Source organism: Pseudomonas sp. RA_5y_Pfl1_P24 (assembly GCF_963970945.1).
GTDB lineage: Bacteria > Pseudomonadota > Gammaproteobacteria > Pseudomonadales > Pseudomonadaceae > Aquipseudomonas > Aquipseudomonas tritici.
This window is the reverse complement of record NZ_CAXAOJ010000016.1, coordinates 82,040-103,876: the sequence shown is the minus strand read 5'-3', so window position 1 is coordinate 103,876 and position 21,837 is coordinate 82,040. Positions and strand designations below refer to the sequence as shown.

Sequence of the window (21,837 nt, the reverse complement as noted above, 5' to 3'; positions counted from 1 at the left end):
TCGTGGCTAAAGAAAAATTTGATCGTTCCCTACCGCACGTCAACGTTGGCACCATCGGTCACGTTGACCACGGTAAAACCACTCTGACTGCTGCTCTGACTCGCGTTTGCTCCGAAGTTTTCGGTTCTGCAATCGTTGATTTCGATAAAATCGACAGCGCACCAGAAGAGAAAGCTCGTGGTATCACCATCAACACCGCGCACGTTGAATACAACTCGCTGATCCGTCACTACGCTCACGTTGACTGCCCAGGTCACGCTGACTATGTGAAGAACATGATCACCGGTGCTGCTCAAATGGACGGCGCTATCCTGGTTTGCTCGGCCGCTGATGGTCCGATGCCACAAACCCGTGAGCACATCCTGCTGTCCCGTCAGGTAGGCGTTCCGTACATCGTGGTTTACCTGAACAAGGCTGACCTGGTAGACGACGCTGAGCTGCTGGAACTGGTTGAGATGGAAGTGCGCGATCTGCTGAGCACTTACGACTTCCCAGGCGACGACACTCCGATCATCATCGGTTCTGCTCGTATGGCTCTTGAAGGCAAAGACGACAACGAAATGGGCACCACGTCCGTTCGTAAACTGGTTGAGACTCTGGACAGCTACATCCCAGATCCAGTTCGTGTTATCGACAAGCCGTTCCTGATGCCAATCGAAGACGTATTCTCGATCTCCGGTCGCGGTACTGTTGTGACTGGTCGTATCGAGCGCGGTATCGTTAAGGTTCAAGATCCACTGGAAATCGTTGGTCTGCGTGACACTACTGTCACCACCTGCACCGGTGTTGAAATGTTCCGTAAACTGCTCGACGAAGGTCGTGCGGGCGAGAACTGCGGCGTTCTGCTGCGTGGTACCAAGCGTGACGACGTTGAGCGTGGCCAGGTTCTGGTTAAGCCAGGTTCGGTTAAGCCGCACACCAAGTTCGAAGCAGAAGTGTACGTGCTGAGCAAAGAAGAGGGCGGTCGTCACACTCCGTTCTTCAAAGGCTACCGTCCACAGTTCTACTTCCGTACTACTGACGTGACTGGTAACTGCGAGCTGCCGGAAGGCGTTGAGATGGTAATGCCGGGCGACAACATCAAAATGGTTGTTACCCTGATCAAAACCATCGCAATGGAAGACGGCCTGCGTTTCGCTATTCGCGAAGGCGGCCGTACCGTTGGTGCTGGCGTTGTAGCTAAAATCATCGAGTAATTATCTCTTCTGAGGTAGTTTCGATGTTTTGAGAGGGCCCCCGCTTAGCGGGGGCCTTTTTTATTGGGTTGACACCTATCTGGGGCGTCTATAGAATTGCGCCTCCTTTTAACGGGCGTATTGCGCTCGCTGGGAATAGCAGCCGGAGTCTGAAATCCAATGCAAAATCAGCAAATCCGTATCAGGTTGAAGGCTTTTGACCATCGCCTGATCGACCAATCCACCCAGGAAATCGTGGAAACCGCGAAACGTACTGGTGCTCAAGTGCGTGGTCCAATTCCACTGCCTACCCGTAAAGAGCGGTTCACCGTTCTGGTCTCCCCGCACGTCAACAAAGACGCGCGTGACCAGTACGAGATCCGTACTCATAAGCGCGTACTGGACATCGTCCAGCCAACGGATAAAACCGTTGACGCACTTATGAAGCTCGATCTGGCGGCCGGTGTGGAAGTACAGATCAGCCTCGGCTAAGACTTGGGTCTTAGTCGTGTAACGCTCTGAAATGGGCGGCCATAGCGGGTGAAAGCCCCGTACACTCATGAGGTTTACAACATGACTATTGGTGTAGTCGGTCGTAAATGCGGTATGACCCGTATTTTCACCGAAGAAGGTGTCTCCATTCCGGTTACGGTCATTGAGATCGAGCCGAATCGCGTCACCCAGTTCAAAACTGAAGAGACCGATGGCTATCGTGCAGTGCAAGTCACTGTCGGCGAGCGTCGTGCTTCGCGTGTGACTGCTGCTCAAGCAGGTCACTTCGCTAAAGCAAACGTTGCAGCTGGTCGCACTGTTATGGAGTTCCGTCTCGAAGATGGCGACTACCAGGCTGGCGATCTGATCAACGCTGAAATCTTCGCCGCTGGTCAACTGGTTGATGTAACCGGTCAGTCCAAAGGTAAAGGCTTCCAGGGTACGATCAAGCGTTGGAATTTCCGTGGCCAAGACAACACTCACGGTAACTCCGTCTCCCACCGCGTCCCGGGCTCTATTGGCCAGTGCCAGACTCCTGGTCGTGTATTCAAGGGCAAAAAAATGTCCGGTCATATGGGCGCTGAGCGCGTGACCGTGCAGTCCCTCGAAGTAGTGCGCGTCGACGCTGAACGCAATCTGTTGTTGGTCAAGGGTGCTGTTCCTGGCGCTACTGGCGGCAACCTGGTTGTACGTCCAGCGGCCAAGGCTCGCGGTTAAGGGGAAGCTGACATGCAATTAAATGTAAATGACGCTCAAGCGATCGAAGTTTCCGAACTGACATTTGGCGGCGAATTCAACGAGACGCTGGTTCACCAAGCAGTCGTGGCCTACATGGCCGGCGGCCGTCAAGGTAGCAAGCAGCAAAAGACCCGTTCCGACGTTCGTGGTGGCGGTAAGCGCCCTTGGCGTCAGAAAGGTACTGGCCGTGCTCGTGCCGGTACTATCCGTAGCCCAATCTGGCGTGGCGGTGGTACCACTTTCGCAGCTCGTCCACAGGATCACTCGCAGAAGCTCAACAAGAAGATGTATCGCGCAGCACTGCGCTCCATCCTTGCTGAACTCGTGCGTACCGATCGTCTGGTTGTGGTTCAGGACTTCGCTGTTGAAAGTCCAAAAACTAAAGACCTGCTGGGCAAACTGAACGACATGAGCCTGACCGACGTTTTGATCGTGTCTGAAGCTGTTGATCAGAACCTGTACCTGGCTGCTCGCAACCTGCCACACGTTGATGTACGTGACGTGCAAGGTTCCGATCCAGTTAGTCTGATCGCATACGACAAGGTGTTGATCACCGTGTCGGCCGTGAAGAAATTCGAGGAGCTGCTGGGATGAACCAGGAACGCGTATTTAAAGTTCTGCTTGGCCCGCACGTTTCCGAAAAGGCTACGGTTCTGGCTGACAAGAAAAGCCAGTTCGTTTTCAAGGTTGCAACTGACGCAACCAAGCTGGAAATCAAGAAGGCCGTCGAAAGCCTGTTCAGCGTGAAAGTAGAGCGTGTTACTACCCTGAATGTTCTGGGTAAGAGCAAGCGCACTGCTCGCGGTCTGGGCAAGCGTAATGACTGGAAGAAGGCAGTTATCTCCCTTCAGCCAGGCCAAGATCTCGATTTCAGCAGCAGTGCTGAGTAAGGAAGGGGTGCATCATGGCAATCGTTAAATGCAAACCGACTTCCCCTGGCCGCCGTTTTGTGGTCAAGGTGGTCAACCAGGAGCTGCATAAAGGCGCTCCTCACGCACCGCTGCTCGAGAAAAAATCGAAGACTGGTGGTCGTAACAACAATGGTCGTATTACCACTCGTCACATCGGTGGTGGCCATAAGCAGCATTATCGTCTGGTCGATTTCCGTCGCAACGACAAAGATGGCATCTCTGCCACTGTCGAGCGTATTGAATACGATCCAAACCGTACTGCTCACATCGCTCTGCTGCTGTACGCAGATGGCGAGCGTCGCTACATCATCGCCCCTAAAGGCGTGAGCGCTGGCGACCAGCTGATCGCAGGTGCCTTGGCACCGATCAAGCCGGGCAACGCTCTGCAACTGCGCAACATTCCAGTTGGTAGCACCGTACACGGCATCGAATTGAAGCCAGGTAAAGGCGCACAGATCGCTCGTTCCGCTGGTGCTTCGGCTCAGTTGATCGCTCGTGAAGGTGTCTACGTGACCCTGCGTCTGCGTTCTGGTGAGATGCGTAAAGTGCTGGCTGAATGCCGCGCGACCTTGGGTGAAGTCTCGAACTCCGAGCACAGCCTTCGTTCGCTGGGTAAAGCTGGTGCCAAACGCTGGCGTGGCGTTCGCCCAACCGTTCGTGGTGTTGCCATGAACCCGGTTGACCACCCACACGGTGGTGGTGAAGGTCGTACCTCTGGTGGTCGTCATCCGGTATCGCCATGGGGCTTCCCGACTAAGGGCGCGAAGACTCGTGGTAATAAGCGTACCGACAAAATGATCGTCCGTCGTCGCAAGTAAATAGAGGGATACGACAGTGCCACGTTCTCTGAAAAAAGGTCCTTTTATTGATCTTCACCTACTGAAGAAGATCGAAGTGGCGGCGGAAAAGAACGATCGCAAACCAGTTAAGACCTGGTCGCGTCGTTCGATGATCCTGCCACAAATGGTCGGTTTGACCATCGCTGTACACAACGGTCGCTTGCACGTCCCAGTTCTCGTGAACGAAGACATGGTCGGCCACAAACTAGGCGAGTTTGCCGGTACCCGCACATATCGTGGGCACGTGGCAGACAAGAAAGCCAAGCGTTAAGGGGTTAGGAAATGGAAGTAGCCGCTAAGTTGTCGGGCGCTCGAATCTCCGCCCAGAAAGCCCGCTTGGTCGCCGACCAGATCCGCGGGAAGAAGGTGGGCGAAGCGCTCAACCTGTTGGCTTTCAGCAGTAAGAAAGCCGCCGAGATCATGAAGAAAGTGCTGGAGTCGGCCGTAGCCAACGCCGAGCATAACGAAGGCGCAGACGTTGATGACCTGAAGGTCAGCACCGTTTTCGTCAACGAAGGGCGTTCGCTGAAGCGCATCATGCCACGTGCCAAAGGCCGTGCTGATCGCATCGTCAAGCGGTCTTGCCATATCACTGTCAAGGTTGCTGACAAGTAACGGAGTCGAAGAGATGGGTCAGAAAGTACATCCCATTGGCATTCGCCTGGGAATCGTCAAGGAGCACACCTCCGTCTGGTACGCAGACGGTCGGACTTATGCGGACTATTTGTTCGCTGATCTGAAGGTGCGTGAGTATCTCCAAGACAAACTAAAAAGCGCGTCCGTAAGCCGTATCGATATCCATCGTCCGGCACAAACTGCACGTATCACCATCCACACCGCTCGTCCAGGTATCGTTATCGGGAAGAAAGGTGAAGATGTTGAGAAACTGCGTCAGGACCTGACCAAGCAAATGGGTGTGCCTGTGCACATCAATATCGAAGAGATCCGCAAGCCGGAGCTCGACGGTATGCTGGTTGCGCAGAGCGTAGCTCAGCAGCTGGAGCGTCGCGTAATGTTCCGTCGCGCTATGAAGCGCGCTGTACAGAACGCCATGCGCATTGGTGCCAAAGGCATCAAAATCCAAGTGAGCGGTCGTCTCGGCGGTGCTGAAATCGCACGTACTGAATGGTATCGCGAAGGTCGTGTGCCACTGCACACCCTGCGTGCCGACATCGACTATGCCAACTACGAAGCTCACACCACTTACGGTGTGATCGGTGTAAAGGTTTGGATCTTCAAAGGCGAAGTAATTGGTGGTCGCCAAGAAGAACTGAAACCACAAGCACCAGCGCCTCGTAAAAAAGCTGCTAAGTAAGGGGTACGCCAAATGTTGCAACCTAAGCGTACGAAGTTCCGCAAGCAGATGACAGGCCACAACCGTGGTCTGGCTCAGCGCGGTAGCAAAGTCAGCTTCGGCGAGTTCGCGCTGAAGTCTGTAGCTCGTGGTCGTCTCACCGCTCGTCAGATCGAGTCAGCGCGTCGTGCTCTGACCCGTCACGTTAAACGTGGCGGCAAGATCTGGATCCGTGTATTCCCGGACAAGCCTATCTCCAAAAAGCCCCTCGAAGTTCGTATGGGTAAAGGTAAGGGTAACGTGGAGTACTGGGTTGCCCAGATTCAGCCAGGCAAAGTCCTGTATGAAATCGAGGGTGTTACTGAAGAGCTGGCGCGTGAGGCTTTTGCCCTGGCTGCTGCAAAGCTGCCGCTCGCCACCGCCTTTGTTAAACGGACGGTGATGTGATGAAAGCGAATGAACTTCGTGAAAAATCCGCACAGCAGCTGAACGAGCAATTGCTCGGCTTGCTGCGCGACCAGTTCAATCTGCGTATGCAGAAAGCAACTGGCCAGTTGGGGCAGTCTCATCTGCTCTCGCAAGTTAAGCGTGACATCGCTCGCGTGAAGACTGTGCTCAACCAGCAGGCAGGTAAGTGATCATGGCTGAAGCCGAAAAGACTGTCCGTACGCTGACTGGCCGTGTTGTCAGCGACAAGATGGACAAAACCATCACCGTACTGATCGAGCGTCGCGTTAAGCACCCGATCTACGGTAAATATGTTAAGCGTTCGACTAAGCTGCACGCGCACGACGAAACCAACCAGTGCCACATCGGCGACAAAGTCACTATTCGTGAAACTCGTCCGCTGGCCAAGACTAAGTCTTGGGCATTGGTTGATGTTCTCGAACGCGCTGTGGAAGTCTAAGGACTAGGGGTCGGAGAAATTATATGATTCAGACTCAATCCATGCTCGATGTGGCCGATAACAGCGGCGCCCGCCGTGTTATGTGCATCAAGGTGCTGGGTGGCTCCCATCGTCGTTACGCTGGTATCGGTGACATCATCAAAGTTACCGTGAAGGAAGCAATTCCTCGCGGTAAGGTGAAGAAAGGCCAAGTGATGACTGCTGTTGTAGTCCGCACTCGTCACGGCGTACGTCGTGCTGATGGCTCCATTATCCGCTTTGATGGCAACGCTGCTGTTCTTCTGAACAACAAGCAAGAGCCCATCGGCACCCGTATCTTTGGGCCAGTGACCCGTGAACTTCGTACTGAGAAGTTCATGAAGATCGTCTCGCTCGCCCCAGAAGTGCTGTAAGGAGATCCGACATGCAAAAGATTCGTCGTGACGACGAGATCATCGTGATCGCCGGCAAAGACAAAGGTAAGCGCGGTAAGGTGCTTAAGGTTCTCGCTAATAACCGTCTGGTTATCGGTGGTCTGAACCTGGTTAAGCGTCATACCAAGCCTAACCCGATGTCGGGCGTACAAGGCGGTATCGTCGAGAAAGAAGCTCCGCTGGACGCTTCTAACGTCGCCATTTTCAACGGTGAAACCAACAAGGCTGACCGCGTTGGTTTCAAAGTAGAAGATGGCAAGAAAATTCGTGTCTTCAAGTCGACCCAAAAAGCGGTTGATGCTTGAACACTGCTAGGTAGAAGACCATGGCACGACTAAAAGAGATTTACTGGAAAGAAATCGCACCGAAACTTAAGGAAGAACTTAAGCTTTCGAACGTGATGGAAGTTCCACGCGTTACCAAAATCACCCTGAACATGGGTCTGGGCGAAGCGGTCGGCGACAAAAAAGTCATCGAGCATGCCGTTGCTGACCTGGAAAAGATCACCGGTCAAAAAGTCGTTGTGACTTACGCTCGGAAATCCATCGCTGGCTTTAAAGTCCGTGAAGGTTGGCCGATCGGCGTCAAAGTGACTCTGCGCCGTGAGCGTATGTATGAATTCCTGGATCGTCTGCTGTCGATCTCCCTGCCTCGGGTTCGCGACTTCCGCGGCCTGAATGCCAAGTCCTTCGATGGTCGTGGTAACTACAGCATGGGCGTGAAAGAGCAGATCATCTTCCCGGAAATCGACTACGACAAGATCGATGCTCTCCGCGGTCTGGACATCACCCTGACCACCACTGCCAAGAACGATGATGAAGGTCGCGCCCTGTTGCGTGCTTTCAAATTCCCGTTCCGCAACTGATTGGAGTAGGACCATGGCCAAGATGAGCATGAAAAACCGCGAGCTGAAGCGTCAGCTCACGGTTGCCAAGTACGCCAAGAAGCGTGCAGCACTGAAAGCAATCATCGTTGATCTGAACGCAAGTCCAGAAGCACGTTGGGAAGCTACAGTTGCTCTGCAGAAGCAGCCACGTGACGCAAGCGCTTCGCGCATGCGTAACCGCTGCCGCCTGACCGGTCGTCCACACGGCGTTTACCGCAAGTTCGGCCTTGGCCGTAACAAACTGCGTGAAGCGGCAATGCGTGGTGACGTACCAGGTCTGGTTAAAGCCAGCTGGTAAGTACTTTCAGCGTCCAGGTGGTCGGTATCGCAAGATATTGACCGCCGGTGACCTTGAATCTGGAACAAGCCCCTTTTGGGGCTTGTTTCATTTCTGGAGTGTGTTTAAAATACGCGGCTCGCCTGAGCCCGTGTTATTTATGCCCGGAGATTCTCGGCGACATATGTAGCCGCAAGGCTAATTTTTTTGTATTAGGAGCGTCTAGCCCATGAGTATGCAGGACCCGTTAGCGGACATGCTAACTCGTATCCGTAATGCCCAGATGGCTGAAAAGTCCGTCGTAAGCATGCCATCTTCCAAGTTGAAGGTAGCTGTTGCCAAAGTCCTGAAAGACGAAGGTTACATTGCGGGTTATCAGATCAGCAGCGAAATCAAACCACTGCTGTCCATCGAGCTGAAGTACTTCGAAGGCCGTTCGGTCATCGAGGAAGTGAAGCGCGTTAGCCGTCCAGGCCTGCGTCAGTACAAGTCCGCTGAAGATCTGCCGAAAGTTCGTGGCGGTCTGGGCGTGTCTATCGTCTCCACCAACAAAGGTGTGATGACGGATCGTGCTGCGCGCGCTGCCGGTGTCGGCGGCGAAGTTCTTTGCACTGTGTTCTAAGGGGGGATAAGCATGTCTCGCGTCGCTAAGAACCCCGTTAAGCTGCCAGCCGGTGTCGAAGTAAAATTCGCAGGCCAACAGCTTTCGGTGAAGGGTGCCAAGGGCACTCTTGAACTGAACATCCATTCGTCCGTTGAGATCGTTGAAGAAGCTGGTGAGCTGCGTTTCGCTGCTCGCAATGGCGATCAACAAACTCGCGCAATGGCCGGTACCACGCGTGCGTTGGTAAACAACATGGTCCAAGGCGTAAGCCAAGGCTTCGAGCGTAAGCTCCAGCTGGTCGGTGTTGGTTACAAAGCGCAAGCAAAAGGCACGGTTTTGAACCTGGCCCTTGGCTTCTCGCACCCAGTGGATTACGAACTGCCGGAAGGCATCACCGCTGAGACCCCTAGCCAAACCGATATCCTGATCAAGGGCATCGATAAGCAGCTGGTAGGTCAGGTGGCCGCTGAGATCCGCGACTTCCGTCCACCAGAGCCGTACAAAGGCAAAGGTGTGCGCTACGCGGACGAAGTCGTCCGTCGTAAAGAAGCCAAGAAGAAGTAGGGCATAGCAAATGACCGACAAAAAAGTTACTCGACTGCGTCGCGCTCGCAAAGCACGCCTGAAAATGCACGAACTCGAAGTCGTGCGTCTCTGCGTGTACCGCTCGTCGCAGCACATCTACGCCCAGGTCATCTCGGCCGACGGCAACCAAGTCCTGGCAAGCGCCTCGACTTTGGATAAAGAACTGCGTGATGGTGCCACCGGCAACATCGACGCGGCCACTAAGGTTGGCCAGCTGGTCGCTACGCGTGCTAAGGCCGCTGGCGTCTCGCAAGTGGCTTTCGACCGCTCTGGCTTCAAGTACCACGGTCGCGTGAAAGCGCTGGCTGATGCTGCTCGTGAAGCTGGGCTGGAGTTCTAAGTTATGTCAAATAACGACCAAAAGCGCGACGAAGGCTACATTGAGAAGCTGGTTCAAGTTAACCGCGTAGCCAAAACCGTTAAAGGCGGCCGTATCTTCACTTTCACCGCGTTGACCGTGGTTGGTGATGGTAAAGGGCGTGTTGGCTTCGGCCGTGGCAAGTCACGTGAAGTGCCTGCCGCGATCCAGAAGGCAATGGAAGCTGCTCGTCGCAACATGATCCAAGTTGATCTGAACGGCACCACGCTGCAGTACGCAATGAAGTCCGCCCATGGCGCTTCGAAGGTGTACATGCAGCCTGCCTCTGAAGGTACCGGTATCATCGCTGGCGGCGCTATGCGTGCTGTCCTCGAAGTTGCTGGGGTTCAGAACGTTCTGGCCAAGTGCTACGGCTCGACTAACCCGGTAAACGTGGTTCACGCCACTTTCAAAGGTTTGAAAGCGATGCAATCTCCTGAGTCCATCGCTGCGAAGCGTGGTCTGACTGTGAAGGAGATCTTCTGATCATGGCTACCGTAAAAGTAACGCTGATCAAAAGCATGACCGGCCGCATCCCTAACCACAAACTGTGCGTTAAAGGTCTGGGTCTGCGTCGCATCGGTCACACTGTAGAAGTCCAGGATACTCCCGAGAATCGCGGGATGATCAACAAGGCTTACTACATGCTGCGTGTAGAGGGTTAATCGATGAAACTCAATGATCTGAGTCCAGCGCCGGGTTCCCGTCGCGAAAAGCATCGTCCGGGCCGTGGTATCGGTAGCGGTTTGGGTAAGACTGGTGGCCGTGGCCACAAAGGTCAAACCTCCCGCTCCGGTGGCACCATCGCTCCGGGCTTTGAAGGCGGTCAACAGCCGCTGCATCGTCGCCTGCCTAAGTTCGGTTTCGTATCCCTGAAAGCCATGGACCGCGCAGAAGTGCGCTTGTCCGAGCTGGCCAAAGTGGAAGGCGATATCGTTACTGTGCAGACCCTGAAAGATGCCAACGTGATCAACGTCAACGTACAGCGTGTGAAAATCATGCTGTCCGGTGAAGTGACTCGCGCTGTCACTATCGGCAAGGGAATCGGCGCCACCAAAGGTGCGCGTTCGGCTATCGAAGCAGCTGGCGGCAAGTTCGAGGAATAAATGGCTAAGCAAGGTGCTCTCTCAGCGCTCGGCAAAGGCGGTATGTCTGAACTCTGGGCTCGTCTGCGTTTTCTGTTCCTGGCGATTATCGTCTACCGAATAGGCGCACACATCCCGGTTCCAGGTATCAACCCGGACCGACTCGCAGACCTGTTTCGACAGAATGAGGGGACCATTCTTAGCTTGTTCAACATGTTTTCCGGCGGCGCGCTGGAGCGGATGAGCATCTTTGCACTGGGGATCATGCCGTATATTTCGGCATCGATCATCATGCAACTGATGACCGCCGTCAGCCCGCAGCTGGAGCAGTTGAAGAAGGAAGGTGAAGCTGGCCGTCGCAAGATTAGCCAGTACACCCGCTACGGCACTGTCATCCTCGCCTTGGTTCAAGCTATCGGCATGTCCGTTGGTCTGGCCGGGCAGGGTGTTGCGTTCACTGGTGACTTTGGCTTCCATTTCGTCGCGGTATCCACGTTTGTGGCTGGTGCGATGTTCATGATGTGGCTGGGTGAGCAGATTACTGAGCGTGGTGTTGGTAACGGTATCTCGATGTTGATTTTCGCAGGTATCGTCGCCGGTCTTCCGAGAGCAATTGGGCAGTCTTTCGAGTCTGCACGTCAGGGTGATATCAATATTTTCGCTTTGGTTGCCATCGGTTTGCTGGCAGTAGCGATTATCGGTTTTGTGGTGTTCATTGAGCGTGGTCAGCGTCGTATTGCTGTTCATTACGCCAAGCGTCAGCAGGGCCGTAAGGTTTTTGCTGCGCAGACCAGCCACTTGCCGCTGAAAGTGAATATGGCCGGTGTTATTCCGGCGATTTTCGCGAGCAGCATTTTGCTGTTTCCGGCTTCGTTGGGTACCTGGTTTGGTCAGTCTGAAAATATGGGCTGGCTGCAGGACCTCTCTCAGTCGATCGCTCCTGGTCAGCCGTTGAATATTCTGCTGTTTAGTGCAGGGATTATTTTCTTCTGCTTCTTCTATACGGCGTTGATGTTCAATCCGAAAGACGTAGCGGAAAACCTGAAGAAGTCCGGTGCCTTTATTCCGGGCATCCGTCCAGGTGAGCAGTCTGCACGCTACATTGATGGCGTTCTGACCCGTTTGACCCTGTTCGGTGCTCTATATATGACGGCCGTGTGCTTGCTTCCCCAGTTCCTGGTGGTTGCAGCAAACGTTCCGTTCTACCTTGGCGGGACCTCGTTGCTGATCGTGGTCGTGGTTGTGATGGACTTCATGTCCCAAGTACAATCGCACCTCGTTTCGCACCAGTACGAATCCCTGATGAAGAAAGCCAACCTGAAGGGCTACGGCAGCGGCATGTTGCGCTGAGTACCCCATAAGGTTCGAGGAGTTGGTGATGAAAGTTCGTGCATCGGTGAAAAAGCTGTGCCGTAACTGCAAGATTATTCGCCGCGAAGGTGTTGTTCGAGTAATTTGCAGCGCGGAACCGCGTCACAAACAGCGCCAAGGCTGAGTGTGATCCGCTTGAAGCCCGGCAGCTAGTGCGCTGCCGGGTTGATTATTTGTTATTACAGCGATATTATCTCGCGCCCTATTTCTTGGCTTCCGGGGCGTAGGTAGCTGTCAATTGGAGTCCCACTGAATGGCCCGTATTGCAGGCGTTAACATTCCAGATAACAAGCACACTGTTATCTCGCTGACCTACATCTATGGTGTTGGTCGCACTACTGCGCAGAAAATTTGCGCAGACACTGGGGTAAACCCAGCCGCAAAGATCAAAGATCTGAGCGACGAGCAGATTGAGCTGTTGCGTGGCGAAGTGGCGAAGTTCACCACTGAAGGTGACCTGCGTCGCGAAATCAACATGAAAATCAAGCGTTTGATGGACCTCGGTTGCTACCGTGGTCTGCGTCATCGTCGTGGTCTTCCAGTACGCGGTCAGCGTACCAAGACTAACGCGCGTACCCGTAAAGGTCCGCGTAAGCCGATCCGCAAGTAATCGCCCACGCGAATCGACAGGAAAATTATCATGGCTAAACCTGCTGCTCGTCCTCGTAAAAAAGTTAAAAAGACAGTGGTTGATGGCATCGCCCACATCCATGCTTCTTTTAACAACACAATCGTGACCATCACCGACCGTCAAGGTAACGCGCTTTCTTGGGCTACCTCCGGTGGTTCGGGTTTCCGCGGTTCCCGCAAGTCCACCCCGTTCGCTGCTCAAGTAGCTGCTGAACGTGCTGGTCAAGCTGCGCTGGAATACGGCCTGAAAAACCTAGACGTTAACGTCAAAGGTCCAGGTCCAGGTCGTGAGTCTGCTGTCCGTGCTTTGAACGGCTGTGGCTATAAGATCGCCAGCATCACCGACGTGACGCCAATCCCGCACAACGGGTGCCGTCCGCCGAAGAAGCGCCGCGTGTAATCCAGGAGATTGTAAAGAATGGCTCGTTACATTGGTCCAAAATGCAAACTCGCTCGTCGTGAAGGCACCGATCTCTTCTTGAAGAGCGGCGTGCGCGCGATCGAATCGAAGTGCAACATTGAAGCAGCACCTGGTATCCACGGCCAACGCCGCGGTCGCCAGTCCGATTACGGCACCCAACTGCGTGAAAAGCAGAAGGTCCGTCGTATCTACGGCGTTCTCGAGCGTCAATTCAGCGGCTACTACAAAGAAGCTGCTGGCAAGAAAGGTGCAACCGGTGAAAACCTGCTGCAACTGCTCGAATGCCGTCTGGACAACGTTGTATACCGTATGGGCTTTGGTTCGACTCGCGCCGAATCCCGTCAGCTGGTATCGCACAAATCCGTCAGCGTAAACGGCCAAACCGTTAACGTCCCGTCTTACCAGGTTCGTGCTGGTGACGTGGTCGCGATTCGCGAGAAAGCAAAAAACCAACTTCGCATTGTCCAAGCTCTCGATCTGTGTGCCCAACGTGGCCGCGTAGAATGGGTAGAAGTAGACACTGAGAAGAAGTCGGGCGTTTTCAAGAACGTTCCTGCTCGCAGTGATCTGTCCGCCGACATCAACGAAAGCCTGATTGTCGAGCTCTACTCCAAGTAAGGGCTAGAAAATAGGTGCATCCATGCAGATTTCGGTAAATGAGTTCCTGACACCCCGCCACATTGATGTGCAGGTTGTCAGTCCAACCCGCGCCAAGATCACGCTCGAGCCTCTCGAGCGTGGTTTTGGCCACACCCTGGGCAACGCGCTGCGCCGCATCCTGTTGTCCTCAATGCCCGGCTGTGCAGTAGTCGAGGCCGAGATTGACGGTGTGCTCCACGAGTACAGCGCCATCGAAGGTGTACAGGAAGACGTAATTGAAATCCTGTTGAACCTTAAAGGTCTGGCTATCAAGCTGCACGGCCGTGACGAAGTTACGCTGACCTTGTCGAAGAAGGGTTCGGGGGTGGTTACCGCTGCCGATATTCAGCTGGATCATGATGTCGAGATCGTTAATCCCGATCACGTAATCGCTAACCTGGCGTCTAACGGCGCCCTGAACATGAAGCTCACTGTAGCTCGTGGTCGTGGTTATGAACCGGCCGACTCGCGTCAGAGCGATGAAGATGAAAGCCGCAGCATTGGTCGCTTGCAGCTTGACTCTTCGTTCAGCCCGGTTCGCCGTATCGCATACGTGGTGGAAAACGCCCGTGTCGAGCAGCGTACTAACCTGGACAAGCTGGTTATTGATCTGGAAACCAACGGTACTCTCGATCCTGAAGAGGCTATACGCCGCGCTGCAACCATTCTGCAACAGCAGTTGGCTGCGTTCGTCGACCTCAAAGGTGACAGCGAACCAGTGGTAATCGAGCAGGAAGACGAGATCGATCCGATCCTGCTTCGCCCGGTTGACGATCTGGAACTGACTGTACGTTCGGCTAACTGCCTTAAGGCGGAAAACATTTACTACATCGGTGACCTGATTCAGCGCACCGAAGTAGAACTGTTGAAGACTCCGAACCTCGGCAAGAAATCCTTGACTGAAATCAAGGACGTTCTGGCCTCCCGCGGTCTGTCCCTCGGCATGCGCCTCGACAACTGGCCGCCTGCAAGTCTTAAGAAGGACGACAAGGCGACTGCCTGATCGTCGTAATCACCGAACGTGAGTTTGGTAAGGAATGAACCATGCGTCATCGTAAAAGTGGTCGTCACCTGAGCCGTACCAGCTCGCACCGCAAGGCCATGTTTCAAAACATGGCGGTGTCGCTGTTCGAGCACGAGCTGATCAAAACTACACTGCCAAAAGCTAAAGAACTGCGTCGCGTTGCTGAGCCGCTGATCACTTTGGCTAAGACAGACAGCCTGGCTAACCGCCGTTTGGTTTTCGACCGTACTCGTTCGAAAGCTATCGTTGGTAAGCTCTTCAACGACCTGGGCAAGCGTTACGCTACCCGTGAGGGTGGCTACCTGCGCATCCTCAAGTGCGGTTTCCGCACTGGCGACAACGCGCCAATGGCGTACGTCGAGTTGGTTGATCGTGCTACTGCCGGCGAAGCTGTAAGCGCTGAGTAAGACGACAAGTTGTAACGAAGAACCGGGCCTAGTGCCCGGTTTTTTGTGTGCTTAATAAAAGCGCGATTTGTACAAGCGTTCACGGGCTGTGCTCGGCACTATGCGTGCTGGGGATGTTGTTAGTTATTTTCTATCGATGCCGACAATTTAATGAATTTGATGGCTTCATAGCGATGATCAATACTCCTTCCAAGCCGACTAGCCGGCAGTTCCAAGTCCGACCTGAGGAAGATTGCATGAGCCAGAATAAAATCCTTACTACCGCCAGCGGCGCGCCCGTTGCGGACAATCAGAATTCCCGTTCCGCCGGTCCACGTGGCCCATTGCTGCTCGACGATTTCCACCTGATCGAGAAGCTCGCGCACTTCAACCGTGAAAACATTCCGGAGCGTCGCGTGCACGCGAAAGGTTCGGGTGCCTTCGGTACCTTTACGGTTACTCAAGACATTACCCAATACACCAGTGCCAAGTTGTTTGAGTCTGTTGGCAAGCAAACCCCGACCTTCTTGCGCTTTTCCACCGTTGGTGGTGAGCGCGGTTCGGCTGATACCGAGCGCGATCCACGCGGCTTCGCCTTGAAGTTCTACACCGAAGAAGGCAACTGGGACATCGTCGGTAACAACACCCCAGTGTTCTTCATTCGCGATCCTTTAAAGTTTCCGGACTTCATCCACACCCAGAAGCGCCTGCCGCAAAGCAATCTCAAAAGCGCTCAGATGATGTGGGACTTCTGGTCGCACTCTCCGGAAGCACTGCACCAGGTCACCATTCTGTTTTCGGACCGTGGCATCCCTGACGGCTATCGCCACATGCACGGCTTCGGCAGTCACACCTACAGCCTGATTAACGCCAATGGCGAGCGCCACTGGGTGAAGTGGCACTACAAGACTAAGCAGGGCATCAAGAACTTGGCGCCGGCTGAGGCCGCGCGCCTGGCCGGTACCGACCCGGATTACGCCCAACGCGATCTGTTCGGCGCGATTGAGCGCGGTGATTTCCCGAAATGGCGGGTCTGCATCCAGATCATGACGGAGGCCCAGGCTAATGCCCACTACGAGAACCCCTTTGACGTGACCAAGACCTGGTCGCAGAAGGAGTTCCCGTTCATCGAAGTTGGCGAGCTCGAACTCAACCGCAATCCGCAGAACTACTTCGCTGAAGTGGAGCAGGCTGCGTTCGGCCCGAGCAACATGGTGCCAGGTGTAGGTCTGTCGCCAGACCGTATGCTGCAAGGTCGTGTGTTCGCATACGCAGATGCTCACCGTTACCGCGTCGGCACCAATCACCAGCAACTGCCGGTGAATGCCCCGCGTAACCAGGTGAACAGCTATCAGCGTGATGGTTCGATGGCATTTGGCAGCAACGGTGGTGCGGCGCCCAATTATGAGCCGAACAGCTACGCAGACGCACCGAAGCAGGCACCCCAATACGCAGAGCCTGCGTTGGCATTGAGCGGTGCTGCTGACCGTTATGATCACCGGGAAGACACCGATTACTACAGCCACGCAGGTGCACTGTTCCGCCTGATGAACGATGAGCAGAAAGCGTTGCTCACCAACAACATCGCCGGTGCGATGGGTGGCGTTTCCAGTGATGTGGTTCAGCGCCAGTTGCAACATTTCTACAAAGCAGATCCTGCTTATGGAGAAGCAATCGCAAAGGCACTGGGTGTATCGCTTAACTAACTCTAAACGATAAGCAGAACCGCCCTCAATTGGGCGGTTTTTGCGTTATTTCAGCCACTTTTCTCGGGAAATCTTCACTTTTCTGCCGTTGATCCCGTGACCTCCGGGTCATCATGGTTCAAACTACAGACTTTCAAGCAGGGAGATGTAGGGCGATGCAAGGTCACCCCGACGTAATCGATTACCTCAACACGTTGCTGACGGGCGAACTGGCTGCTCGTGACCAATATTTCATCCATTCGCGCATGTACGAAGACTGGGGCTTTACCGAGCTCTACGAGCGTATCAACCATGAGATGGAAGAAGAGGCACAGCACGCCGACGCACTGATGCGCCGTATCCTCATGCTCGAAGGCACGCCACGTATGCGTCCCGATGATCTGGATGTGGGCACCACGGTACCTGACATGCTCGCTGCCGACCTGCGCCTCGAGTACAAGGTCCGTGCCGCGCTCTGCAAAGGCATCGAGCTCTGTGAGCAGCATAATGACTATGTCACCCGGGAAATCCTGCGGGTTCAGTTGAATGACACCGAAGAAGATCATACCTATTGGCTTGAAAAGCAGTTGGGCCTGATCAAGCTGGTCGGCTTGGAGAATTACCTGCAATCGCAGTTCTAATTCCCGGCTACAAAAAAGCCCCTCTCACCGCAACGTGACAGGGGCTTTTCATTGGGCCCGAAAAACTCAGGCCCGGTCGCGCTCCAGTAACGGCTTCAAGTAGAAGCCCGTGTGTGACTGCGGCATTTCGGAAACTTGCTCCGGTGTGCCTACCGCGATGATCTGACCACCCTTCGAGCCACCTTCAGGCCCCAAGTCGACCAACCAGTCGGCGGTCTTGATCACATCCAGGTTGTGCTCGATCACTACCACGGTGTTGCCGTGGTCGCGCAGGCGGTGCAACACGTCCAACAGTTGCTGTATATCCGCAAAATGCAGGCCGGTGGTCGGCTCATCGAGGATGTACAGGGTCTTGCCGGTGTCGCGCTTGGACAACTCGCGGGACAGCTTCACCCGTTGCGCCTCACCACCGGACAACGTGGTCGCCGATTGACCCAGCTTGATATACGACAGGCCTACATCCATCAGTGTCTGCAGCTTGCGCGCCAACGCCGGAACCGCGTCAAAGAACACCCGTGCTTCCTCGATGGTCATCTCCAGGGTTTCGTGGATGCTTTTGCCCTTGTATTTGATCTCCAGGGTCTCGCGGTTATAGCGCTTGCTCTTGCACACATCGCACGGCACGTAAATGTCCGGCAGGAAGTGCATCTCCACCTTGATCAAGCCATCGCCTTGGCACGCTTCACAGCGACCGCCCTTGACGTTGAACGAGAACCGGCCCGGCCCATAACCCCGCGAGCGGGACTCCGGAACGCCAGCAAACAACTCACGAATGGGTGTAAATAACCCGGTGTAGGTCGCCGGGTTGGAACGCGGCGTGCGGCCAATAGGGCTCTGGTCGATATCGACGACTTTGTCCAGCAGCTCCAAACCCTTGATGCTGTCGTGAGCAGCCGCTTCCAGAGTCGTCGCGCCGTTCAAGGCGGTGGCACTCAAGGGGAACAGCGTGTTGTTGATCAGCGTTGATTTGCCCGAGCCGGAAACACCGGTCACGCAGGTCAGCAGGCCCAGCGGAATTTCCAGGTCGACATTGCGCAAGTTGTTGCCGCGCGCGCCCTTGAGGTGCAGCGCCTGCTTCTTGTTGCGCGGTGTACGTTTGGCCGGCACGGCAATTTTCACACGGCCAGACAAGTACTTGCCGGTCAGCGAGTCCGGATGGGCCATGACTTCTGCAGGCGTACCTTCGGCGACAATATGCCCGCCATGCACACCCGCGCCTGGGCCAATATCAACCACGTAATCCGCCAGGCGAATCGCATCTTCATCGTGCTCGACCACGATCACCGTGTTCCCGATGTCCCGAAGGTGTTTCAGCGTGCCCAGCAGGCGATCGTTGTCGCGTTGGTGCAAGCCAATCGACGGTTCATCGAGGATGTACAGCACCCCCACGAGCCCGGCGCCAATCTGGCTGGCCAAGCGAATTCGCTGGGCTTCACCACCAGACAAGGTGTCGGCACTTCGATCCAGCGACAGGTAATCCAGGCCAACGTTGACCAGGAACTGCAACCGCTCGCGAATTTCCTTGAGGATCTTGTCGGCGATTTCCCCACGGCGACCGGTCAACTTGAGCACACCAAAGTATTCGCAGGCATCACCGATGGGCAGGTTGGTCACCGCAGGCAATGTCTTCTCGCCCACCCACACATGCCGCGCCTCTCGACGCAGGCGAGTGCCACGGCAATCCGGGCAAGGCTGCGTGCTGAGGAATTTTGCCAACTCTTCGCGCACGCTGGCCGATTCAGTCTCGCGGTAGCGACGCTCAAGGTTCGGCACGATGCCTTCGAACGGGTGCGAGCGCTTGACGATATCGCCACGGTCATTCAAGTACTTGAAGTCGACATTCTGCGAACCACTGCCGTGGAGGATGACCTTCTGTTGGTCCGCCGGCAGTTGGTTGAATGGCACTTCCAGGCTGAATTTATAATGCGACGCCAACGACCCCAACATTTGGAAGTAGTAAACGTTACGCCTGTCCCAGCCACGTATCGCGCCCTCCGCCAGGGTCAAGTCACCGTTGACCAGACGCTTGATGTCGAAGAACTGCTTCACCCCCAGGCCATCACAGGTCGGGCACGCGCCGGCCGGGTTGTTGAAGGAGAACAGCTTGGGTTCCAGCTCACTGATGGCGTGCCCGCAGATCGGGCAAGCAAAGCGCGCGGAGAAGATGATCTCTTCGCCCGGCTCGTCATCCATCGGGGCCACCAGGGCAATGCCGTCGGCCAGCTTCAACGCGGTTTCGAAGGACTCCGCAAGGCGCTGCTGCAGGTCTGCCCGTACCTTGAAGCGGTCGACTACCACATCAATCGAGTGCTTCTTCTGCTTGTCGAGCTTCGGCGCTTCGTCCAGCTCGTAGAGCTTGCCGTTGATTCGCGCCCGCACAAAGCCTTGCGCACGCAGTTCTTCGAAGACGGAAAGGTGTTCGCCCTTGCGCTCACGAATCACCGGTGCCAGCAGCATGAGCTTGGCGCCTTCCGGCTGGGCGAGCACCAAGTCGACCATTTGGCTCACGGTCTGGGCTTCCAGGGGAATATCGTGGTCCGGGCAACGCGGAATACCCACGCGTGCGTACAGCAGACGCAGGTAGTCGTAGATTTCAGTAATGGTGCCCACGGTGGAGCGCGGGTTATGGGAAGTCGATTTTTGCTCGATGGAAATGGCCGGCGACAGGCCTTCAATGGTGTCGACGTCGGGCTTTTCCATCATCGACAGGAACTGGCGGGCATAGGCCGACAGCGATTCCACATAGCGACGCTGGCCCTCGGCATACAGCGTGTCAAACGCCAGCGACGATTTGCCGGACCCGGACAAGCCGGTGATGACAATCAGTTTGTCCCGTGGCAGGGTCAGGTCGATGTTCTTCAGGTTGTGGGTTCTAGCCCCACGAATCAGGATCTTGTCCAAGATGGCCTCGCACGGCGGGCGTAAATAATGCCGGAGTATACGGCTAAAGACTGGATGAATATACACTGCCAAAAGGCCGCTTGCAGCCTTAGATGAAAGCTGCGCGGCAAAGCGCCGCATATACCCTCTCAATCGATGGGACTGGTAGAATCGCCGCCGGTTCACACGAGGTTTTTCCATGCACGATCCCCACAGCGAACGCATGAGTAGCGGCGAGACCCGGGCGGCAAGCGGTCTTGCCCTGGTGTTCGCCTTCCGTATGCTGGGCATGTTTATGGTGTTGCCGGTGCTGGCGACCTATGGGATGGACCTCCCAGGCGCGACCCCGGCATTGATCGGCCTGGCCATTGGCGCCTATGGCCTGACCCAAGCGATTTTTCAGATTCCGTTCGGGATCATTTCTGACCGCATCGGCCGCCGTCCGGTGATCTATCTGGGTCTGATCGTGTTCGCTCTCGGCAGTGTGCTCGCGGCGCAATCGGATTCGATATGGGGCGTGATTGCCGGACGCATCCTGCAAGGGGCCGGTGCGATTTCCGCCGCGGTCATGGCGCTGCTATCAGACCTGACCCGTGAACAACACCGCACCAAGGCCATGGCCATGATCGGCATGACCATCGGCCTGTCGTTTGCCGTGGCCATGGTCGTCGGCCCCCTGCTGACACGCGCGTTCGGCTTGCACGGGCTGTTTCTGGTCACCGGCGGCATGGCGCTGTTCGGTATCGTGATCGTTGCCTTTATGGTGCCGCGCTCCACCGGTACGTTGCAGCACCGCGAGTCGGGCGTCGCGCGCAAGGCGTTATTGCCGACGCTCAAACATCCCGACCTGCTGCGCCTGGATTTAGGTATCTTCGTATTACACGCCATGCTCATGTGCAGCTTCGTCGCCTTGCCCCTGGCGCTGGTGGAAAAAGCCGGGCTACCCAAGGAACAGCACTGGTGGGTCTACCTCACCGCGCTGTTGATTTCGTTCTTCGCCATGATCCCGTTCATCATCTATGGCGAGAAGAAACGCAAAATGAAACGAGTTCTCTTGGGCGCCGTCGCGACGTTGATGCTCACTGAGCTATTCTTCTGGCAGTTCGGCGACAGCCTGCGGGCGCTGGTAATCGGCACGGTGGTATTTTTCACCGCGTTCAACCTGCTGGAGGCTTCATTGCCTTCGCTGATCAGTAAGGTTTCACCGGCCGGTGGCAAAGGGACGGCCATGGGGGTGTATTCCACCAGCCAGTTCCTGGGTTCTGCACTGGGCGGCATCATGGGTGGCTGGATGTTCCAGCATGGCGGTTTGTCGGTTGTGTTCCTTGGATGCGCCGGGCTGGCTGCACTTTGGCTGGCCTTTGCTGTTACCATGCGCGAACCTCCATACGTCACAAGCCTGCGCCTGCCGTTGTCGCCCGAAGCCATTCGTGACGCTGGCCTGGTAGAGCGCCTTAAGGCCGTTGTTGGAGTAACAGATGCAGTCGTGGTCGCTGAAGAAGCGGCCATTTACATCAAATTGGACACCGAATTATTGGATCGCGCGACGCTTGAGCAACTGGTCAACCCAGTGCCGACAGCGCGCCCAGCCTAGGA

33 protein-coding genes are annotated in these 21,837 nt (G+C 55.3%); 32 read left to right on the top strand and 1 reads right to left on the bottom strand.

What is annotated here, in order from left to right; translation table 11 throughout:
* Positions 1 to 2: 2 nt before the first annotated feature.
* The 31 genes from tuf to bfr all read left to right on the top strand — a co-directional run bounded on the left by tuf (position 3) and on the right by bfr (position 17,361).
* Positions 3 to 1,196, top strand: a complete 1,194-nt coding sequence (gene tuf / locus AACY30_RS23725; protein WP_003176426.1) for an elongation factor Tu — start codon at positions 3 to 5, stop codon at positions 1,194 to 1,196.
* A gap of 159 nt (positions 1,197 to 1,355) precedes the next feature.
* Positions 1,356 to 1,667: a 30S ribosomal protein S10 gene (gene rpsJ / locus AACY30_RS23720; RefSeq protein WP_003186070.1), complete on the top strand. Its 312-nt coding sequence runs from the start codon at positions 1,356 to 1,358 to the stop codon at positions 1,665 to 1,667.
* Between the two features lie 81 nt (positions 1,668 to 1,748).
* Complete coding sequence (gene rplC, locus AACY30_RS23715) at positions 1,749 to 2,384, top strand: 50S ribosomal protein L3 (protein WP_003194649.1); 636 nt, start codon at positions 1,749 to 1,751, stop codon at positions 2,382 to 2,384.
* 12 nt (positions 2,385 to 2,396) lie between these two features.
* On the top strand, positions 2,397 to 2,999 hold the full coding sequence (gene rplD / locus AACY30_RS23710) for a 50S ribosomal protein L4 (protein ID WP_049711296.1): 603 nt from the start codon (positions 2,397 to 2,399) through the stop codon (positions 2,997 to 2,999).
* Positions 2,996 to 3,295: a 50S ribosomal protein L23 gene (gene rplW / locus AACY30_RS23705; RefSeq protein ID WP_046718923.1), complete on the top strand. Its 300-nt coding sequence runs from the start codon at positions 2,996 to 2,998 to the stop codon at positions 3,293 to 3,295. The genes rplD and rplW overlap by 4 nt, the downstream gene beginning before the upstream one ends.
* Before the next feature lie 14 nt (positions 3,296 to 3,309).
* On the top strand, positions 3,310 to 4,134 hold the full coding sequence (gene rplB / locus AACY30_RS23700) for a 50S ribosomal protein L2 (RefSeq protein WP_003176423.1): 825 nt from the start codon (positions 3,310 to 3,312) through the stop codon (positions 4,132 to 4,134).
* Positions 4,135 to 4,150: 16 nt separating this feature from the next.
* Complete coding sequence (rpsS, locus tag AACY30_RS23695) at positions 4,151 to 4,426, top strand: 30S ribosomal protein S19 (protein ID WP_003232420.1); 276 nt, start codon at positions 4,151 to 4,153, stop codon at positions 4,424 to 4,426.
* A gap of 11 nt (positions 4,427 to 4,437) precedes the next feature.
* Positions 4,438 to 4,770 carry a 50S ribosomal protein L22 gene (rplV, locus tag AACY30_RS23690; protein WP_003103908.1) on the top strand — a complete coding sequence of 111 codons (333 nt, stop codon included), beginning with the start codon at positions 4,438 to 4,440 and terminating at the stop codon, positions 4,768 to 4,770.
* 13 nt (positions 4,771 to 4,783) lie between these two features.
* Complete coding sequence (gene rpsC, locus AACY30_RS23685) at positions 4,784 to 5,470, top strand: 30S ribosomal protein S3 (protein ID WP_003176422.1); 687 nt, start codon at positions 4,784 to 4,786, stop codon at positions 5,468 to 5,470.
* 12 nt (positions 5,471 to 5,482) lie between these two features.
* Positions 5,483 to 5,896 carry a 50S ribosomal protein L16 gene (gene rplP / locus AACY30_RS23680; protein WP_003232424.1) on the top strand — a complete coding sequence of 138 codons (414 nt, stop codon included), beginning with the start codon at positions 5,483 to 5,485 and terminating at the stop codon, positions 5,894 to 5,896.
* A complete protein-coding gene (gene rpmC / locus AACY30_RS23675; protein WP_002555481.1) occupies positions 5,896 to 6,087 on the top strand; it encodes a 50S ribosomal protein L29 in 192 nt (63 codons plus the stop codon). The genes rplP and rpmC overlap by 1 nt, the downstream gene beginning before the upstream one ends.
* 2 nt (positions 6,088 to 6,089) lie before the next feature.
* Positions 6,090 to 6,356 (top strand): 30S ribosomal protein S17, encoded by a 267-nt coding sequence (gene rpsQ, locus AACY30_RS23670; protein ID WP_003176419.1) that lies wholly within the window; start codon positions 6,090 to 6,092, stop codon positions 6,354 to 6,356.
* Between the two features lie 23 nt (positions 6,357 to 6,379).
* Positions 6,380 to 6,748 (top strand): 50S ribosomal protein L14, encoded by a 369-nt coding sequence (gene rplN / locus AACY30_RS23665; protein WP_002555479.1) that lies wholly within the window; start codon positions 6,380 to 6,382, stop codon positions 6,746 to 6,748.
* A gap of 11 nt (positions 6,749 to 6,759) precedes the next feature.
* Positions 6,760 to 7,074: a 50S ribosomal protein L24 gene (gene rplX, locus AACY30_RS23660; protein ID WP_003176416.1), complete on the top strand. Its 315-nt coding sequence runs from the start codon at positions 6,760 to 6,762 to the stop codon at positions 7,072 to 7,074.
* Positions 7,075 to 7,094: 20 nt separating this feature from the next.
* Positions 7,095 to 7,634 (top strand): 50S ribosomal protein L5, encoded by a 540-nt coding sequence (gene rplE, locus AACY30_RS23655; RefSeq protein WP_003176415.1) that lies wholly within the window; start codon positions 7,095 to 7,097, stop codon positions 7,632 to 7,634.
* A gap of 13 nt (positions 7,635 to 7,647) precedes the next feature.
* On the top strand, positions 7,648 to 7,953 hold the full coding sequence (gene rpsN, locus AACY30_RS23650; protein WP_003176414.1) for a 30S ribosomal protein S14: 306 nt from the start codon (positions 7,648 to 7,650) through the stop codon (positions 7,951 to 7,953).
* 208 nt (positions 7,954 to 8,161) lie between these two features.
* Positions 8,162 to 8,554, top strand: coding sequence for a 30S ribosomal protein S8 (gene rpsH, locus AACY30_RS23645; RefSeq protein ID WP_003176413.1), 393 nt, complete (start codon positions 8,162 to 8,164; stop codon positions 8,552 to 8,554).
* Between the two features lie 12 nt (positions 8,555 to 8,566).
* On the top strand, positions 8,567 to 9,100 hold the full coding sequence (rplF, locus tag AACY30_RS23640; protein WP_003176412.1) for a 50S ribosomal protein L6: 534 nt from the start codon (positions 8,567 to 8,569) through the stop codon (positions 9,098 to 9,100).
* Positions 9,101 to 9,110: 10 nt separating this feature from the next.
* Complete coding sequence (gene rplR / locus AACY30_RS23635; RefSeq protein WP_003176410.1) at positions 9,111 to 9,461, top strand: 50S ribosomal protein L18; 351 nt, start codon at positions 9,111 to 9,113, stop codon at positions 9,459 to 9,461.
* A gap of 3 nt (positions 9,462 to 9,464) precedes the next feature.
* A complete protein-coding gene (gene rpsE, locus AACY30_RS23630) occupies positions 9,465 to 9,965 on the top strand; it encodes a 30S ribosomal protein S5 (protein ID WP_003176409.1) in 501 nt (166 codons plus the stop codon).
* Between the two features lie 2 nt (positions 9,966 to 9,967).
* Positions 9,968 to 10,144, top strand: coding sequence for a 50S ribosomal protein L30 (rpmD, locus tag AACY30_RS23625; protein WP_003176408.1), 177 nt, complete (start codon positions 9,968 to 9,970; stop codon positions 10,142 to 10,144).
* A gap of 3 nt (positions 10,145 to 10,147) precedes the next feature.
* Positions 10,148 to 10,585, top strand: coding sequence for a 50S ribosomal protein L15 (gene rplO / locus AACY30_RS23620; RefSeq protein WP_003176407.1), 438 nt, complete (start codon positions 10,148 to 10,150; stop codon positions 10,583 to 10,585).
* A complete protein-coding gene (gene secY, locus AACY30_RS23615; RefSeq protein ID WP_003176406.1) occupies positions 10,586 to 11,914 on the top strand; it encodes a preprotein translocase subunit SecY in 1,329 nt (442 codons plus the stop codon).
* A 28-nt stretch (positions 11,915 to 11,942) separates the two neighbouring features.
* Entirely contained in the window at positions 11,943 to 12,059 is a 117-nt protein-coding gene (gene rpmJ, locus AACY30_RS23610; RefSeq protein ID WP_002555468.1) for a 50S ribosomal protein L36, read from the top strand.
* Positions 12,060 to 12,188: 129 nt separating this feature from the next.
* On the top strand, positions 12,189 to 12,545 hold the full coding sequence (gene rpsM / locus AACY30_RS23605; protein WP_003210063.1) for a 30S ribosomal protein S13: 357 nt from the start codon (positions 12,189 to 12,191) through the stop codon (positions 12,543 to 12,545).
* A 30-nt stretch (positions 12,546 to 12,575) separates the two neighbouring features.
* Positions 12,576 to 12,965 (top strand): 30S ribosomal protein S11, encoded by a 390-nt coding sequence (rpsK, locus tag AACY30_RS23600; protein ID WP_002555466.1) that lies wholly within the window; start codon positions 12,576 to 12,578, stop codon positions 12,963 to 12,965.
* An 18-nt stretch (positions 12,966 to 12,983) separates the two neighbouring features.
* A complete protein-coding gene (gene rpsD / locus AACY30_RS23595; RefSeq protein ID WP_003210056.1) occupies positions 12,984 to 13,604 on the top strand; it encodes a 30S ribosomal protein S4 in 621 nt (206 codons plus the stop codon).
* A gap of 22 nt (positions 13,605 to 13,626) precedes the next feature.
* Positions 13,627 to 14,628, top strand: coding sequence for a DNA-directed RNA polymerase subunit alpha (locus AACY30_RS23590; RefSeq protein WP_003176403.1), 1,002 nt, complete (start codon positions 13,627 to 13,629; stop codon positions 14,626 to 14,628).
* Positions 14,629 to 14,669: 41 nt separating this feature from the next.
* Positions 14,670 to 15,056: a 50S ribosomal protein L17 gene (gene rplQ, locus AACY30_RS23585; protein WP_017135967.1), complete on the top strand. Its 387-nt coding sequence runs from the start codon at positions 14,670 to 14,672 to the stop codon at positions 15,054 to 15,056.
* A gap of 236 nt (positions 15,057 to 15,292) precedes the next feature.
* Complete coding sequence (locus AACY30_RS23580) at positions 15,293 to 16,741, top strand: catalase (protein WP_339541206.1); 1,449 nt, start codon at positions 15,293 to 15,295, stop codon at positions 16,739 to 16,741.
* A 155-nt stretch (positions 16,742 to 16,896) separates the two neighbouring features.
* A complete protein-coding gene (gene bfr, locus AACY30_RS23575; RefSeq protein ID WP_015886133.1) occupies positions 16,897 to 17,361 on the top strand; it encodes a bacterioferritin in 465 nt (154 codons plus the stop codon).
* Positions 17,362 to 17,427: 66 nt separating this feature from the next.
* On the opposite strand, the gene uvrA is transcribed toward bfr, so the two are convergent.
* Positions 17,428 to 20,262: an excinuclease ABC subunit UvrA gene (gene uvrA, locus AACY30_RS23570; RefSeq protein ID WP_339471696.1), complete on the bottom strand. Its 2,835-nt coding sequence runs from the start codon at positions 20,260 to 20,262 to the stop codon at positions 17,428 to 17,430.
* A gap of 178 nt (positions 20,263 to 20,440) precedes the next feature.
* On the opposite strand from uvrA, the gene AACY30_RS23565 reads away from it, so the two are divergent.
* Positions 20,441 to 21,835 carry an MFS transporter gene (locus tag AACY30_RS23565; RefSeq protein WP_339428436.1) on the top strand — a complete coding sequence of 465 codons (1,395 nt, stop codon included), beginning with the start codon at positions 20,441 to 20,443 and terminating at the stop codon, positions 21,833 to 21,835.
* The last annotated feature ends 2 nt before the right edge of the window (positions 21,836 to 21,837 follow it).

Excerpts from the sequence above, each read along its gene's own strand:
- rplC (WP_003194649.1), top strand. The coding sequence starts at position 1,749 with ATGACTATTGGTGTAGTCGGTCGTAAATGCGGTATGACCCGTATTTTC.
- rplW (WP_046718923.1), top strand. The coding sequence starts at position 2,996 with ATGAACCAGGAACGCGTATTTAAAGTTCTGCTTGGCCCGCACGTTTCC.
- rpsK (WP_002555466.1), top strand. The coding sequence starts at position 12,576 with ATGGCTAAACCTGCTGCTCGTCCTCGTAAAAAAGTTAAAAAGACAGTG.
- AACY30_RS23580 (WP_339541206.1), top strand. The coding sequence starts at position 15,293 with ATGAGCCAGAATAAAATCCTTACTACCGCCAGCGGCGCGCCCGTTGCG.
- AACY30_RS23565 (WP_339428436.1), top strand. The coding sequence starts at position 20,441 with ATGCACGATCCCCACAGCGAACGCATGAGTAGCGGCGAGACCCGGGCG.
- rplD (WP_049711296.1), top strand. The coding sequence starts at position 2,397 with ATGCAATTAAATGTAAATGACGCTCAAGCGATCGAAGTTTCCGAACTG.
- bfr (WP_015886133.1), top strand. The coding sequence starts at position 16,897 with ATGCAAGGTCACCCCGACGTAATCGATTACCTCAACACGTTGCTGACG.
- rpsJ (WP_003186070.1), top strand. The coding sequence starts at position 1,356 with ATGCAAAATCAGCAAATCCGTATCAGGTTGAAGGCTTTTGACCATCGC.
- rpsE (WP_003176409.1), top strand. The coding sequence starts at position 9,465 with ATGTCAAATAACGACCAAAAGCGCGACGAAGGCTACATTGAGAAGCTG.
- rpmD (WP_003176408.1), top strand. The coding sequence starts at position 9,968 with ATGGCTACCGTAAAAGTAACGCTGATCAAAAGCATGACCGGCCGCATC.
- rplE (WP_003176415.1), top strand. The coding sequence starts at position 7,095 with ATGGCACGACTAAAAGAGATTTACTGGAAAGAAATCGCACCGAAACTT.
- rpsM (WP_003210063.1), top strand. The coding sequence starts at position 12,189 with ATGGCCCGTATTGCAGGCGTTAACATTCCAGATAACAAGCACACTGTT.
- rpsD (WP_003210056.1), top strand. The coding sequence starts at position 12,984 with ATGGCTCGTTACATTGGTCCAAAATGCAAACTCGCTCGTCGTGAAGGC.
- rpsN (WP_003176414.1), top strand. The coding sequence starts at position 7,648 with ATGGCCAAGATGAGCATGAAAAACCGCGAGCTGAAGCGTCAGCTCACG.
- rplN (WP_002555479.1), top strand. The coding sequence starts at position 6,380 with ATGATTCAGACTCAATCCATGCTCGATGTGGCCGATAACAGCGGCGCC.
- rpmC (WP_002555481.1), top strand. The coding sequence starts at position 5,896 with ATGAAAGCGAATGAACTTCGTGAAAAATCCGCACAGCAGCTGAACGAG.
- secY (WP_003176406.1), top strand. The coding sequence starts at position 10,586 with ATGGCTAAGCAAGGTGCTCTCTCAGCGCTCGGCAAAGGCGGTATGTCT.
- rplF (WP_003176412.1), top strand. The coding sequence starts at position 8,567 with ATGTCTCGCGTCGCTAAGAACCCCGTTAAGCTGCCAGCCGGTGTCGAA.
- rplO (WP_003176407.1), top strand. The coding sequence starts at position 10,148 with ATGAAACTCAATGATCTGAGTCCAGCGCCGGGTTCCCGTCGCGAAAAG.
- rplP (WP_003232424.1), top strand. The coding sequence starts at position 5,483 with ATGTTGCAACCTAAGCGTACGAAGTTCCGCAAGCAGATGACAGGCCAC.
- rplQ (WP_017135967.1), top strand. The coding sequence starts at position 14,670 with ATGCGTCATCGTAAAAGTGGTCGTCACCTGAGCCGTACCAGCTCGCAC.
- rpmJ (WP_002555468.1), top strand. The coding sequence starts at position 11,943 with ATGAAAGTTCGTGCATCGGTGAAAAAGCTGTGCCGTAACTGCAAGATT.
- rpsH (WP_003176413.1), top strand. The coding sequence starts at position 8,162 with ATGAGTATGCAGGACCCGTTAGCGGACATGCTAACTCGTATCCGTAAT.
- rplR (WP_003176410.1), top strand. The coding sequence starts at position 9,111 with ATGACCGACAAAAAAGTTACTCGACTGCGTCGCGCTCGCAAAGCACGC.
- rplB (WP_003176423.1), top strand. The coding sequence starts at position 3,310 with ATGGCAATCGTTAAATGCAAACCGACTTCCCCTGGCCGCCGTTTTGTG.
- rplX (WP_003176416.1), top strand. The coding sequence starts at position 6,760 with ATGCAAAAGATTCGTCGTGACGACGAGATCATCGTGATCGCCGGCAAA.
- rpsQ (WP_003176419.1), top strand. The coding sequence starts at position 6,090 with ATGGCTGAAGCCGAAAAGACTGTCCGTACGCTGACTGGCCGTGTTGTC.
- rplV (WP_003103908.1), top strand. The coding sequence starts at position 4,438 with ATGGAAGTAGCCGCTAAGTTGTCGGGCGCTCGAATCTCCGCCCAGAAA.
- AACY30_RS23590 (WP_003176403.1), top strand. The coding sequence starts at position 13,627 with ATGCAGATTTCGGTAAATGAGTTCCTGACACCCCGCCACATTGATGTG.
- rpsC (WP_003176422.1), top strand. The coding sequence starts at position 4,784 with ATGGGTCAGAAAGTACATCCCATTGGCATTCGCCTGGGAATCGTCAAG.